This window comes from Paraburkholderia azotifigens, assembly GCF_007995085.1.
In the GTDB taxonomy this organism is placed as follows: domain Bacteria; phylum Pseudomonadota; class Gammaproteobacteria; order Burkholderiales; family Burkholderiaceae; genus Paraburkholderia; species Paraburkholderia azotifigens.
In genome coordinates this window covers 1640019-1652933 of sequence record NZ_VOQS01000003.1, presented here as the reverse complement: position 1 = coordinate 1652933, position 12915 = coordinate 1640019, and the positions used below count along the sequence as shown (strand labels likewise).

Sequence of the window (12915 nt, the reverse complement as noted above, 5' to 3'; positions counted from 1 at the left end):
CCGTCATACCGTCTTCAGCACGCGCGGCTTCGGCTCGGGGACCGGCAGGGGAATGCTGGTTAACTCGCTTTTGCCTGCGACGATCGACAGATAGCGCAGACAGCACACGCGCAGGAACGATGCGAAATTGCTCGGCACCTCGCCGCGCAGCGTGATCAGTTCGTCGTAGAGCTTGACGGCGAATTGCGTGGTCGTCATGTTCTCGCGCGACGCGATTTCATGCAGCACGTCCCAGAAGAGATTCTCCAGCCGTACGGTCGTGATCACGCCGTGGATCCGCAGCGACCGTGTGCGCGATTCGTACAGGATCGGGTCCGCGTTGACGTACACGTTGCACATGGTTTGTCTCCATTTGTCATATGAGTGCGGCGGCTTGCACAACGCGCGCCGCACTCACGTGTTTGGATCAGATTGTGCGCCTGTTCATCTGGTTTGCGATGTAGTCGGCCTGACGGATCGCGAGCGTCACGATGGTCAGCGTCGGGTTTTCCGCAGCGCCCGTCGTGAACTGGCTGCCGTCGGAGATGAACAGGTTCGGCACGTCATGCGTCTGACCGAACTTGTTGCACACGCCGTCCTGCGCCCGCGCGCTCATGCGTGCCGTGCCGAGATTGTGGGTCGACGGATACGGCGGCACGCGGTACACGGTCTTCGCGCCCGCCGCCTGATACACGGCGCTGCCCTGCCTGAAGCCGTGCTCGCGCATCGCTTCGTCGTTCGGGTGATCGTCGAAATGCACGTTGGGCACGGGCAGACCGTACTGATCCTTGACGTTCGTATTCAGCGTGATGCGGTTGGTCTCGCGCGGCATGTCCTCGCCGACGATCCACATGCCCGCCGTGTACGGATACGAATCCATCGCCTGCGTGAAGTCCGAACCCCATGCGCCTGGGTTGAGGAACGCGGCATAGAACGGCAGCCCGAGCGACACCGTCTCCATGTGATAACCGCCCGCGAATCCGCGCGACGTATCGAAGCGCGCTTCGTCTTCGATGATGCCCGCCATCGTCGTGCCCTTGTACATATCCACCTTGTCGTTGAACACGGCGTAGACGGAGCCCGTGGTGTGACGCATGTAGTTGCGCCCCACCTGTCCCGATGAATTCGCGAGGCCGTCGGGGAAACGGCTCGAATGCGAATTGAGCAGCAGACGCGGCGTTTCGATCGCATTGCCCGCCACCGCGACGATGCGCGCCTTCTGTCGTTGCAGCTTGCCGTCGGCATCGTAGTAGACGACGGCGCTCGCCTTGCCCTTCGCGTCCGTCTCGATCTTCACGACCTGCGCCTGGGTGCGCAACTCCATATGCCCGGTCGCCTGCGCGCGCGGAATCTCGGTGTAGAGCGTCGACCATTTCGCGCCCGTGCGGCAGCCCTGGAAGCAGAAGCCGCGCTGGAAGCAATGCGCGCGGTCGTCGCGCACGATGCTGTTGGTCGCCATGTGCCCGGTGTTGCATTCCTTGTAGCCGACCTTCGTCGCGCCGTTGTACATCACCTTGAAGTTGTTGTTGCCGGGCAAACCCGGCAGGCCGTTCGTGCGCGTCACGCCCATCTTCTTCTCGGCGCGGTCGTACCAAGGCGCCATTTCCTCGCTGGTGACGGGCCAGTCCAGCAGGTTTGCATCCTTGATCGCGCCGTAATGCGTTTTGGCCTTGAATTCATGCGGCTGAAAGCGCAGGCTCGCGCCCGCCCAGTGCGTCGTCGTGCCGCCGACGGTCTTGCAGATCCACGCCGGCAGATTCGGGAAGTCGGTGGCGATGCGCCAGCTGCCCGACGTCGTGCGCTTGTCGAGCCAGGACAGCATCGAGAACGAGCCCCACTCGTCGGTGGTGAAATCGCCCTGCGTATGCAGCTTGCCGGCTTCCAGCACGATCACGTCGATGCCCTTTTGCGCCAGTTCGTTCGCCAGTGTGCCGCCGCCCGCGCCCGAGCCGATGATGACCACGGCGCGCGCATCGTTGTGCGAGAAATGCACCTTGTTGTTGTCGTCCATGTCAGGTCTCCATGCTCAGCTGTCGGTGGGGATCGGGCCGCTTGCGATGGCGGGCGGATCCGGCAGCCAGACGAGGTCGTTGAAACCCTTGTTCAGATAGCCGCCATCGCCCAGCGCCGCACCGTAACCGAAGTGCGCGTACGCCATGTCGTTGCTGTACAGCGAGACGATGGCCGTCGTGCGCACGGTCGTGAAGAACGGCGTCTTCTCCATTGCAGCGACATCGCGTGCCTGATCGGCGGGCGAGCGTTTGGTCCAGTCGGAACCGTTCAGCGCGTCCAGCTGCTTCACGCCGTCAGCGAGTTGCTGACGCACGGCGGGATCCTTCTGCGCCTTCCCGTCGAGATCCTTGACGACGAGTGCATACACGGCATCGTCGAGCGTCTTGTGCGGGTACTGCTGTTTGACGAACGCGAGCAGCACGGCGCCCTGGTGCGTGTCGAGCGCCTGCATCTCGACCGCCCAGACGCGGCTCGGCGCAAGCGTCGCGAGGATCGACGGAAACGCGAGTGTGCCGACCAGCACGCCCGTACCCTTCAGCCATTCGCGCCTCGAGAGCGAGCGCGGAGCGTGCGGCGCATGTGCGCTTGCCGACTCCGTTTCGATGGGAATCACTTTGCGACTCATGCCTGTCTCCTTGCATGATTGTGTGGTGGGGTGACGCCGCGTCTAGCGCGGCTTTCTATTGATAATGTCCGTGCTTCTCGAGCACTTCGATCTTGTAGCCGTCGGGATCGAGAATGAAGAAGTAGCGCGCGAGCAATGCGCCGTCGTCGTTGTGAAATTCGCGCACGTCGTTCGGCGTCATGCCGAGTTCGAGCAGACGCTCGCGTTCGCGCTTCACGTCGTCGACGACGAACGCAACATGACCGTAGCCGTCGCCGTGCGAATACGCATCTTCGCGCCCCTTGTTCCAGGTGAGTTCGATCTCGTTGTCGGATTCGTCGTTGCGCAGATAGACAAGCGAAAAATCAGGGAAGTCGAGCCGGTGCGACGGCGCGAGTCCGAATGCGTTCTGATAGAACTTGAGCGAGCGGTCCAGATCCTGAATGCGGATCATGGTATGAATCAGTTTGGCCATGTCGTCCCTCCTCCGTGTGATATTGAGTGTAGGAGCGCGACTTGCGCAGTGGTAATGCAGGGCTAAATGCGCTTAGGGACTTGCCCTATGTTGCGGATGCGCATTACGTAGCGGATCCGATGGGTTGGCAGGGCGTGGAATCGAAGCGATGCGCCGTGCGTGCAGGGCGTGCAGTGCAGCATGCAGACGCTTTGCGATGTTGCCGTCGATGCGCGATCCAGGGTAAGCGATAAGCCGGACGCATCGCGCGGCGCCTCTATATCGCGCCCACCTCATGCGGCGGACTGATACCCGCAGCCGCGAGCGCTTCATGCAGCGTATCGAAGACATTCGCCTCGCCAATAACGGGCGTGATGCCGTGACGGTCCATGTCCGATCGCAGATAAGGATTCACGCGCCCGAAGATGACAGCCAGCTTGCGCGCGTGCAGATCCTCGATCAGATCGCTCAACGTGCGCGCCGCCGAATAGTCGAGCGCGGTGATCGCGGCCGCATCGACGACGAGCGAATGCAAATCGCCCGAAGCGGCATCGACGAGATCGACGACCTCCGCACAGAAGAGGTGATCGTTGGCGAAGAACAGATCGGCGCCGAAGCGGTACACGATGAGACCCGGCGCCGTCATGATTCCCGGAATCGCAGGCACGGGCCGCCATTTTCCGTTCGACGTGGACGGCTCCAGCACCATCGTATGCGGGCGATAGCTATGCCGCACGTGCCGCAGCAGCGACAACGCGACGGCAAGCAGAATGCCGTGTTCGACACCGACCATCACGACGGCGGCCGCCGTGATCAGCGCCAGCGTGAATTCGCCGGGACTTTCGGCGCGGATCGCGGCGAGGCTCGGCACATTGATCAGGCCGACGGCGATCGTGAAGACGATCGCGGCGAGCACGCAATGCGGCAGGTATTGCAGATACGCGCTCAGAAACAGCAACACCACGACGACGACCGCGGCAAACGCGAGTTGTCCGATCTGGCTGCGCGTGCCGGCGCGCTCGGCCATCGCCGTTTGCGTCGGGCTGCCGTTGACGACGAACGTACCGCTGAACGCGGCCGCGGCATTGGCTGCCGCCAGCCCGAGAATGTCGGCGTTGGTGTCGACTTCTTCGTGATACTGCTGTGCGAACACGCGCGCCGCCGCAGCGCTTTGCGCAATGATCATCACGAAGCACGATGCGGCGACGGGCACGAGATCGAGAAACTGTTGCCACGTGACAGCCGGAAACGCCAAGGGCGGCAAGCCGCCGCTGATCGGCCCGAGCACGGTGATGCCGTGCGCGGCGAAATCGTATGTCCTGCTCGCCGCGATGCTGCCTGCGACGGCGATGAGCGGCGTCGGCACGCGCGGCCAGAAGCGTTTGCTGATCAGAATCGCGCCGACCACGAGCACGGTGAGCGCAAGCGTCGGCAGATGCGCATGCGCGGCGTGACCGACGACGTACGCCAGCTGCGCAAGACTTCGCGACGACGGATACGGCACGGTCATGCCGAACATGTCGCCGAGCATCGCGATCGACACCTGGATGCCCACACCCGTCAGAAAACCGACCAGCACCGTGCGCGACAGGAAATCGGCGAGAAAGCCGAGCTTGAAGATGCGCGCGAGCAGCAGCAGCGCCGCCGTCAGCAACGCGACCATGCCCGCCAGCGCGACGTACTCGGCGCTGCCCATCGGCGCGATGGTTGACGCCCGGCTGGCGAAGATCGTCGCCGTTGCCGAGTCGGCCGCCACGACGAGGTGCCGCGACGCGCCGAAGAACGCAAAGGCGACGAGCGGCAAAAAGACCGTGTACAGCCCCGTCACGGTGGGCATGCCGGCAATGCGCGCGTAGCCCAGCACCTGCGGTATGTCCATCGACGCGAGCGAGATGCCCGAGAACACGTCCCGCCACGCCATCGCGCGATCGACGGGAAGGACGCCCTTCAGCACGCTGAGTCGTGCGGCGGGTTTGTCTTTTGGAGTTTGCATGCCCGGTTGCGATGAGGTTGCAATGAGGATCTGTTCACGCATCCTGCCCTGAATCTTCGCGCTCTGGCAAGGCATCCCGCCGCCGCTCCGCTCCGTACCGGAAATCATCTATCAATTTGTACCGGTACTGTACTGGCGATGATCGTTACACTCTCGCAAAACCTCGAATCACTTTGCGGAGCCGTTCATGACCCTCGACACCCTGAGCGCCAGCGCCCTGCCCGCCGGCATCCTGTTCGCGCTCGTCACCACTATCACACCCGGACCGAACAACACGATGCTGCTCGCCTCGGGCGTCAACTTCGGCTTTCGCCGCACGCTGCCGCATATTCTCGGGATCAGTGCGGGCGTCGTGCTGCTGATGCTGTCGGTGGGTTTCGGGCTCGGCGAAGCGTTCCGCCGTTTCGACGCGCTGTACACGGTGCTCGAAGTGCTGAGCGTCGCGTATCTGCTGTATCTCGCATGGAAGATCGGCACGTCGGGCGAAATGCAGGTGAAGAAGGGCGAACGCCGGCCGATGCGTTTTTACGAAGCGATCGCGTTCCAGTGGGTCAACCCCAAGGCGTGGATGATGGTGCTGACGGCTGCGACGACCATCCACCTGAGTACCGACTTCGGCACCAACGCGCTGCTGATGGCGCTCATCTTCTACGTGATCGGCTTGCCGTGCATCTGCCTGTGGGCCGCGTTCGGCACCGCAATGCGCCGCGCCTTGTCGAAGCCGGTCTGGCTGCGCACGTTCAACATCGCGATGGCATTGATGCTCGTCGGGTCGCTTTATCCCATCGTGTTGCGTCTGTTCGCGTGAGCCTTTCACGCAGACCACAGCCTGGAAATTTCTCCGGTAGCGCACCGGTTTAACCGGCTGCCGCGCGCATCAAAACGCTTGAAGCGTCCGTTTTGCGCAACCGCCCGTCTCGCGAGTTAACAGTAGAATGACCACGATATAACCCTGTCCTTGCGAGCGGGCTCCGCGTTGCCTCCAGCCGGCATATTCGCCGGATATCGGCGCCTCCCGGGCTTGATAATTGCTCCGAGACCACGGTTATCCCCGAGCAGATTTCACCGGTGCGCCCGCGACGCACCGTCCCGCCATTGACAAACGCAGACCGCAAGGGTCGGAGGCGTTGCACACATGGACGCACAGGATTCGCCGGACCGCGCGCGCGGCCGCCGGCAGCAGCATTACGACAGCGCGTTTCTACCCGAAAGCGACGATCAGCATGCACGTCATTACAACTGGGTGCAAATCTGTCTCATCTCGGCGATGGGTCTGGCCGTCGGCGTGATGGGCACGGCCGCCTATGTGATCTGGTTCAGCCGCGATCAGGTAGCGTACGCCGAGGCAATGCAGGCGGCCCGGCGCCCGCTTCCGGCGATGGCGACCAGCGCCGCCGCCGACTTGCACATCCCCAGTCATGCGGCCGTGCCGACGAGCGCCGTCTCGGGCCGCGTGATACCCGCAGCGCCCACGCAAAAAACCGCGTCGCTCGCTGACAGCGACGCGCTCGCCGCAGCGCAGGCAACCGACGATGAAACGGATGCCGAGGCCGCCGACGATCCGCCGCAAGGCGCCCGTACCGCGCCCAGTTCGGCTGCCGCTCGCGCCGACCGTGGCAAGCAGCCGAACAGCGCGAACCGCCACGCGCAACGCGCGAAACCGAAGGAATCGTTCGTGTCGCGGCTGACGGCGATGTTCCGCAAGGTCGGCTATCACGGCCGTCCCCGAGATCCCAACTCCGATCCCTATTCGCATCCCTAAACCCTTGGCGTGAAGCGAACCGTCACGCCGATCCGCCCAGCCAGCCGGCGGTGGCGCCCGCAGCCGATCGCGGTCGGCGCGATCGCGCTGGCGTGTCTCGTGGCCGGCCTGCTCTATATCGCGGTGCAGGTGCGCGCGCTCTACTCCGATCATTTTCAGCAGCAGTACGCGTCGCTCGTCATGGAGGCCGTCGCGCGCGCCGACAATGCGCTCGACGCCGCGAGCCTGCTGAAACGCATGCCGCCGCCGAAGCGGCCCACGCCGGGCGGCATCGACAGCCAATACAGGCAGGCGCTCGACGAACTGGACACGCGCGTGACCGAACTCGACGCGCTGATCGGCTCGAGCCCTATTCCCGCGCCGCGTCTGCCGCAGGCCGACGCCACGGCGAAGAACCTCGACGACCTGCGCCAATCGCTGGCCGCGACCGCCGACTACTGGCGCATGCGCCGCGACGCGATCAGCACCGACGTGCGCCGCCGCACGCTGCGCGTCGCGAGTGTGCTGGCCGTGCTGACCGTCGTGGTGACGGGCGCGCTGCTGGCGGCGCTCGTCGTAGTCGCGCGGCGGCATCGGCGGCTCGCCGGGCTCACGCATCAGTTCCGGCACGCGGCGCAGCACGACGCGATGACAGGCTTGCCGAATCGCCAGCAACTGCTCGCACGGCTCGACAGGATCGCCGCCCGACGTATCCCCGTCCCCTGCGCGCTGCTCTATATCGATCTCGACGGCTTCAAGCAGGTCAACGACACCTTCGGCCACAGCATCGGCGACGACTTCCTCATCGCGCTAGCACTGCGCTTCCGTCAGTCGCTGCGCCCCGGCGATCTCGTCGCGCGGATGGGCGGCGACGAATTCGCGGTGCTCGTCACGGATTTCGGCGGCGACGCGGAACTGGTGAGCATTGCGACGCGGCTCATGAACTGCGTCGGCGCCACCGATGCGCACCTGGGCCTCGGCCTCGTGCGCGCGAGCGTCGGCATTGCGACCTGGCCTGATCGCGTCGCCGATCCCCGTCTGCTCGTCGCCGCCGCCGACGGCGCGATGTACCAGGTGAAGCGCCACGGCAAGAACGGCTACGCGTTCGCCATTCCTCCAGCGCCGCCCGCCCCGCACGCATGATTCGCACGCGAAAACCGTTTCCATCCGGTCGACTCGGGCGATAAACCGCGCCGCGGCAGCACGTCTGTGCTCTTTCGTCTGAAACTGAAAATCGCAATCAACTTCCGCCCGGCGCTGCCGTTATAACGGTGCAGCAAGGTGACGGCGGCTGCAGCATGCGCGCCGTCTTTTATGAACGGTCGTGTTGAAGTGTTTCAGACGTCAGCCAACAGCCAGTGATGAACACCGCGCCCGCAGCGAGGCCGCAGACAGCCAGACTTCGCACATTCCTCAAGCGCTTGCGACGGCGCGGCCCCGGCAATGCGCCGCACCGCGCCTTCATTCTGCTGCCCGCGCTGACGGTGCTGATCCTTGCCGTGCTGTGGGTCACGATCCTGATGCGGCTGCACGTCGAGAAAGCGGCCGTGCTGCACGACGCGCGCGTCGCGGCCGGCACGGTGGCGAGCGCGCTCGACACGCATACGCTGAAAACGATTCACGACGTCGACGCGATCGCGCTGCTCGTCAAATACGGCTACGAAACCTCGCCCGGCAGCTTCGACCTCAGGAAATATCAGGCGTACGGCCTCATTACGGCCGATACGGCGCTGCAAGTGACGCTCGCGGGCGCGGACGGCCACGTCATCGCGTCGACGATTCCGTTTTCCGGCGACATCGATCTCAGCGACCGCACGCATTTCCGCGTGCATCGCGAGCGCGCAGACGTGGAGCTTTACGTCAGCGACCCGCTGGTCGGCCGTATTTCGCGGCAATGGTCGATCCAGGCGACGCGGCGCATCAATCGTCCGGACGGCAGCTTTGGCGGCGTCGTGATCGTGTCGGAGAATCCGGCGTGGCTCACGGACGGCTTCTACACGAGCGCCGCGCTCGGCGAGCACGGGATGATCGCGGTGCTGTCGAGCCGCGGCTCGATGCTGTCGCGCCGCACAGGCGGCGCGCCGAGCCGCACGGGCGACACCTTGCCCACCGGCTACCACGCGCCGCGCACGAGCGACGAACTGTTCGTCGACCCGATCGATCATGTGGAGCGCATCGTTGCGAGCCGCGAGGTCAAGCGCTATGGGCTGACGGTGATGGCGGGTCTGTCGGTCGCCGAAGCGCTCGACGATTACTACCGCATGCGCCGCGTCTACGTGACGATGGCGAGCGTGATTTCGCTGATTCTCGTCGGGCTGTCGACCTGGATCGCCGCGCTGATCCTGAAGCTGCTGAAAGGCCGGGAGCAGTTGCATCGGCTTGCGCACACCGACCGCCTGACGGGTCTGTCGAATCGCGGCTGCATCATGGATGCGCTCGACGAAGCCGTCGCCGCGCCGGATGCCGTCGGCCGCATCGCCGTGATCTTCGTCGACCTGGACCGCTTCAAGGAACTCAACGATACCTTCGGGCACCATCTCGGCGACACGATTCTTGCCGAGATCGCCCGGCGTCTGAAGGATGTCGCGCAGGGCCGCGCACAGACGGGACGGCTGGGCGGCGACGAGTTTCTCGTCGTCAGCGAAGAGGGCGAAGCGTCGGCGCGCAGCATTGCCGACGCGCTCACGGCGGCGCTCGAATCGCCCGTCACCGTGCACGGCCACGCGTACCGCGTGTGCGCGAGTCTCGGCATTGCGGTGTTGCAGCCGGGCGAGCGCGCGGCCGATCTGGTGAAAGCCGCCGACCGGGTCATGTACGACGCAAAAGAACGCAGCCGCGCGAGCCGCGCGCCATCGGCAACGAAGGCGCTCGTCGCGTGACGGGGACATAACACAACACAAGGCATCCGGCGTCCCTTTCTGCCGAAAGCGAAACAGGACGAACGGATGGCCGCAAACAGGGAGAACGGCTCAAGCTTTCCGGCTTGATGTCGTTAGCGCATCGTATGGAAAGGAAACTTGCACAACGCATCGTCAGCTCCGCGCATCGCGCGGCGGAAGCGATCGCCAACGCCCGCGCGGACCTTCCCGAACTGCAGCGGGATCAGCTGTACAGCCGCGTCTTCATCGGGCTGCTGGAAGACAACGTCGGCGCGGAAAACATCAGCGAGCTGATCGACGCGCTCGCCCGGCCATGACGCCTGCATCAGCGCGCGCTCAACTCCGCCCCGCCCGTTCGATGAAACGCCACAACGCGTCGTCCGTCGAATGCGGGACATTGAAGCGGAACCACGCGCTCGGCGCATCGTCGGGACGGAAATAGGAGCCCGGCGCGAGCCAGATGCCGTGCGCCAGCGCCGCCGTCGCGATCTCGCCCGCCCGCGCGGGTTCCACCGGCAAGCGGGCAAACAGGAACAACCCGGCGCGCGGCCGGTGAAACGCTTCGAGCCCGAGCGCATCCAGCCGCTCCTCGACGACGGCATGCGCGGCGCGCAGCCGGTCGTTGACCAGCTCGACGTGCCGCGCGTAACGCCCTTCGTGCAGCACTTTGTCGACGATCCGCTCGATCGCCTCCGACGACGTCAGCCCCACCGCCATCTTCGTACGCGCCAGTTCGCGCAACACGTCGCGCTCGGCGACGACATAGCCGCAACGCAGCGCGGGCGTCACGGTCTTCGAAAAGCCGCTGATGTACAGCACGCGCCGCAAACCCTCCATCGCCGCGAACATCGGCGCGGCGGGCGGCGCGAGTTCGCGGCTCACGTCGTCCTCGATCACCCACATGCGGTTGCGCTCGGCGATCTGCAGCAGCCGGAACGCCGACGCCATCGCGTACGTCGCACCCGTCGGGTTCTGCAGCGTCGTGTTGACGAAGATCGCCTTCGGACGGTGCTCGTCGACGATTTTCTCCAGCACGTCGGTGTCCATGCCCGCCGGCGTACGCGGCACGCCGATCACGTTCAGCCCCGCGAGCTTCAGGATCTGCAGCAGGTTGCAGTAGCCGGGATCCTCGACGACGACGGCGTCGCCTGCGCGCAGCAGCGTGCGCACGATCAGATCGAGCGCCTGGGTGGCGCCCTGGGTCAGCAGCACGTTCGACACGTCGACGGGCAAGCCGCGCGCGTCCATCTGCTCCGCGATCTTCGCGCGCAGCGGCGCAAAACCGTACGGATGCCCGTAATCGCCGAGGCGCACGGCGGGCACCCGGCTCATCGCTCGAAACGCGTGCTGCATGCCCGTTTCGTTGATCCACTCGCTCGGCAGCCAGCCGCCGCCCGCCTTGATCGGAACGGAATGATCGGCGAACACGTCGGACAGCAGCCACGTCGCGGTGAGACTGGGCGGCTGCCAGTCGACCGTGCTCGCATGCGCGGCCCGTGCACGCGGCGCGACGCGATAGCCGGAACCGCGCCGCGCCGTCACGAGGCCCATCGACACGAGCCGGTTGTAGGCCTCCGTCACGGTGAAGGTGCTCAGCGCATGCGACTGCGCAAGCTGCCGCACCGACGGCAGCAATGCGCCGGCGCGCAGCGCCTGGCTGTCGATTGCGCTCGCGAAGCCCTGCACGACCTGCTCGACAAGCGTCGGTGCGGAACGGCGGTCACGGTCCAGTTCGAGTTCGATCATGCAGGCGGGTCCAGATGAGACTGACGAGCTGCGGCCACTGCCAGCACAGTCGACGCAATTCGACCAGCACAGTTAGCAGCGCAGTGACGCAACTGTTTATGTCCGCCATTTAACCTCGGACGCTACAGTTTCGCTACCCATTCGAGGAGAGAACCATGACTTCGCGCCCCGTGATCGACGATCTGTCGAACTTCTGGATGCCGTTCACCGCCAACCGCCAGTTCAAGGCTGCGCCGCGCCTGCTGGAATCGGCGAAGGGCATGTACTACCGCTCGACCGACGGGCGCGACGTGCTCGACGCGTGCGCGGGCCTGTGGTGCGTGAACGCGGGCCACGGCCGCGACGAGATCGTTGCCGCGATCCAGCAGCAGGCCGCGACGCTCGACTTCGCGCCGACGTTCCAGATGGGCCATCCGCTCGCGTTCGAAGCGGCGGCGAAAGTCGCGGAACTGATGCCCGAAGGGCTCGATCGCGTGTTCTTCACCAATTCCGGTTCCGAATCCGTCGATACCGCGCTGAAGATCGCACTCGCCTATCACCGCGCGCGCGGCGAGGGACAGCGCACGCGTCTGATCGGCCGCGAGCGCGGCTATCACGGCGTCGGCTTCGGCGGCATCTCGGTCGGCGGGATCGCGCCGAACCGCAAGACGTTCTCGGGCGCGCTGCTGCCGTCCATCGATCACCTGCCGCACACGCATAACCTCGAACACAACGCGTTCTCGAAGGGCCAGCCGGCCTGGGGCGCGCATCTCGCCGACGAACTGGAGCGTATCGTCACGCTGCATGACGCATCGACGATCGCGGCCGTGATCGTCGAACCCGTGGCGGGCTCGACGGGCGTGCTGATCCCGCCGCAAGGCTACCTGCAGAAGCTGCGAGACATCTGCACGAAACACGGCATCCTGCTGATTTTCGACGAAGTGATCACGGGCTTTGGCCGCCTCGGCGCAGCGACGGCCAGCGAGTATTTCGGCGTGAAGCCCGACCTGCTGACGATGGCGAAGGCGATCAACAACGCGGCTGTGCCGATGGGCGCCGTCGCCGCGAGCCGCACGGTGCACGACACGATCGTCAACGCGGGCGCGCAGGGCGCGATCGAGCTGTTCCACGGCTACACGTACTCGGCGCATCCGCTCGCCGCGGCTGCGTGCGTCGCGACGCTCGATCTGTACCGCCGCGAAGGACTGTTCGAGCGCGCAGCATCGCTCGCGCCGAAGTTCGAGGCCGCCGCTCACGCTCTGCGCGACGCGAAGCACGTGAAGGACGTCCGCAATCTCGGCATGGTCGCGGGCATCGAACTCGAAGCGCGCGACGGCGCGCCGGGCGCACGCGCGTACGAGGCCTTCGTCAAATGCTTCGAGGCAGGCGTGCTGATCCGCTTCACGGGCGACATTCTGGCGTTCTCGCCGCCGCTGATCGTCGACGAAGCGCAGATCGAGCAGATCTTCCAGACGGTGCGCAACGCGCTGGCTTCGATCCAGTAAAGCCCGCCTGCTTCACGAGGGC

Annotated in this window: 12 protein-coding genes; 6 read left to right on the top strand and 6 right to left on the bottom strand. The window is 65.2% G+C overall.

The window, feature by feature from the left end:
- Positions 1-3: 3 nt before the first annotated feature.
- The 5 genes from FRZ40_RS24640 to FRZ40_RS24620 form a co-directional block, all read right to left on the bottom strand.
- Entirely contained in the window at positions 4-339 is a 336-nt protein-coding gene (locus tag FRZ40_RS24640) for a ribbon-helix-helix domain-containing protein (protein WP_147235881.1), read from the bottom strand.
- Positions 340-406: 67 nt separating this feature from the next.
- On the bottom strand, positions 407-1990 hold the full coding sequence (locus tag FRZ40_RS24635) for a GMC family oxidoreductase (protein WP_147235880.1): 1584 nt from the start codon (positions 1988-1990) through the stop codon (positions 407-409).
- 15 nt (positions 1991-2005) lie between these two features.
- Positions 2006-2617, bottom strand: coding sequence for a tat (twin-arginine translocation) pathway signal sequence (locus FRZ40_RS24630; protein ID WP_147235879.1), 612 nt, complete (start codon positions 2615-2617; stop codon positions 2006-2008).
- Between the two features lie 55 nt (positions 2618-2672).
- On the bottom strand, positions 2673-3071 hold the full coding sequence (locus FRZ40_RS24625; protein WP_028368163.1) for a VOC family protein: 399 nt from the start codon (positions 3069-3071) through the stop codon (positions 2673-2675).
- 256 nt (positions 3072-3327) lie between these two features.
- The gene (locus FRZ40_RS24620) at positions 3328-5043 is read right to left on the bottom strand and encodes a SulP family inorganic anion transporter (RefSeq protein WP_147235878.1); all 1716 of its coding nucleotides are present in this window, start codon (positions 5041-5043) and stop codon (positions 3328-3330) included.
- 187 nt (positions 5044-5230) lie between these two features.
- Between FRZ40_RS24620 and FRZ40_RS24615 the strand changes: the two genes are divergently transcribed.
- From FRZ40_RS24615 to FRZ40_RS24595, 5 genes are all read left to right on the top strand, one after another.
- The gene (locus tag FRZ40_RS24615; RefSeq protein WP_028368165.1) at positions 5231-5851 is read left to right on the top strand and encodes a LysE family translocator; all 621 of its coding nucleotides are present in this window, start codon (positions 5231-5233) and stop codon (positions 5849-5851) included.
- A gap of 327 nt (positions 5852-6178) precedes the next feature.
- Positions 6179-6805 (top strand): hypothetical protein, encoded by a 627-nt coding sequence (locus tag FRZ40_RS24610; RefSeq protein WP_147235877.1) that lies wholly within the window; start codon positions 6179-6181, stop codon positions 6803-6805.
- Positions 6806-6814: 9 nt separating this feature from the next.
- On the top strand, positions 6815-7927 hold the full coding sequence (locus FRZ40_RS24605) for a GGDEF domain-containing protein (protein ID WP_147235876.1): 1113 nt from the start codon (positions 6815-6817) through the stop codon (positions 7925-7927).
- Positions 7928-8145: 218 nt separating this feature from the next.
- Positions 8146-9663, top strand: coding sequence for a diguanylate cyclase domain-containing protein (locus tag FRZ40_RS24600; RefSeq protein ID WP_028368168.1), 1518 nt, complete (start codon positions 8146-8148; stop codon positions 9661-9663).
- A 125-nt stretch (positions 9664-9788) separates the two neighbouring features.
- Complete coding sequence (locus FRZ40_RS24595; RefSeq protein ID WP_028368169.1) at positions 9789-9980, top strand: hypothetical protein; 192 nt, start codon at positions 9789-9791, stop codon at positions 9978-9980.
- Between the two features lie 19 nt (positions 9981-9999).
- Here FRZ40_RS24595 and FRZ40_RS24590 read toward each other — a convergent pair whose 3' ends face one another.
- On the bottom strand, positions 10000-11409 hold the full coding sequence (locus tag FRZ40_RS24590; protein ID WP_028368170.1) for an aminotransferase-like domain-containing protein: 1410 nt from the start codon (positions 11407-11409) through the stop codon (positions 10000-10002).
- A 155-nt stretch (positions 11410-11564) separates the two neighbouring features.
- Between FRZ40_RS24590 and aptA the strand changes: the two genes are divergently transcribed.
- Positions 11565-12893, top strand: a complete 1329-nt coding sequence (gene aptA / locus FRZ40_RS24585; RefSeq protein WP_028368171.1) for an omega-aminotransferase AptA — start codon at positions 11565-11567, stop codon at positions 12891-12893.
- The last annotated feature ends 22 nt before the right edge of the window (positions 12894-12915 follow it).

Coding starts and splice junctions, on each gene's coding strand:
- FRZ40_RS24640 (WP_147235881.1), bottom strand. CDS start 339: ATGTGCAACGTGTACGTCAACGCGGACCCGATCCTGTACGAATCGCGC.
- FRZ40_RS24635 (WP_147235880.1), bottom strand. CDS start 1,990: ATGGACGACAACAACAAGGTGCATTTCTCGCACAACGATGCGCGCGCC.
- FRZ40_RS24630 (WP_147235879.1), bottom strand. CDS start 2,617: ATGAGTCGCAAAGTGATTCCCATCGAAACGGAGTCGGCAAGCGCACAT.
- FRZ40_RS24625 (WP_028368163.1), bottom strand. CDS start 3,071: ATGGCCAAACTGATTCATACCATGATCCGCATTCAGGATCTGGACCGC.
- FRZ40_RS24620 (WP_147235878.1), bottom strand. CDS start 5,043: ATGCAAACTCCAAAAGACAAACCCGCCGCACGACTCAGCGTGCTGAAG.
- FRZ40_RS24615 (WP_028368165.1), top strand. CDS start 5,231: ATGACCCTCGACACCCTGAGCGCCAGCGCCCTGCCCGCCGGCATCCTG.
- FRZ40_RS24610 (WP_147235877.1), top strand. CDS start 6,179: ATGGACGCACAGGATTCGCCGGACCGCGCGCGCGGCCGCCGGCAGCAG.
- FRZ40_RS24600 (WP_028368168.1), top strand. CDS start 8,146: ATGAACACCGCGCCCGCAGCGAGGCCGCAGACAGCCAGACTTCGCACA.
- FRZ40_RS24595 (WP_028368169.1), top strand. CDS start 9,789: ATGGAAAGGAAACTTGCACAACGCATCGTCAGCTCCGCGCATCGCGCG.
- FRZ40_RS24590 (WP_028368170.1), bottom strand. CDS start 11,409: ATGATCGAACTCGAACTGGACCGTGACCGCCGTTCCGCACCGACGCTT.
- aptA (WP_028368171.1), top strand. CDS start 11,565: ATGACTTCGCGCCCCGTGATCGACGATCTGTCGAACTTCTGGATGCCG.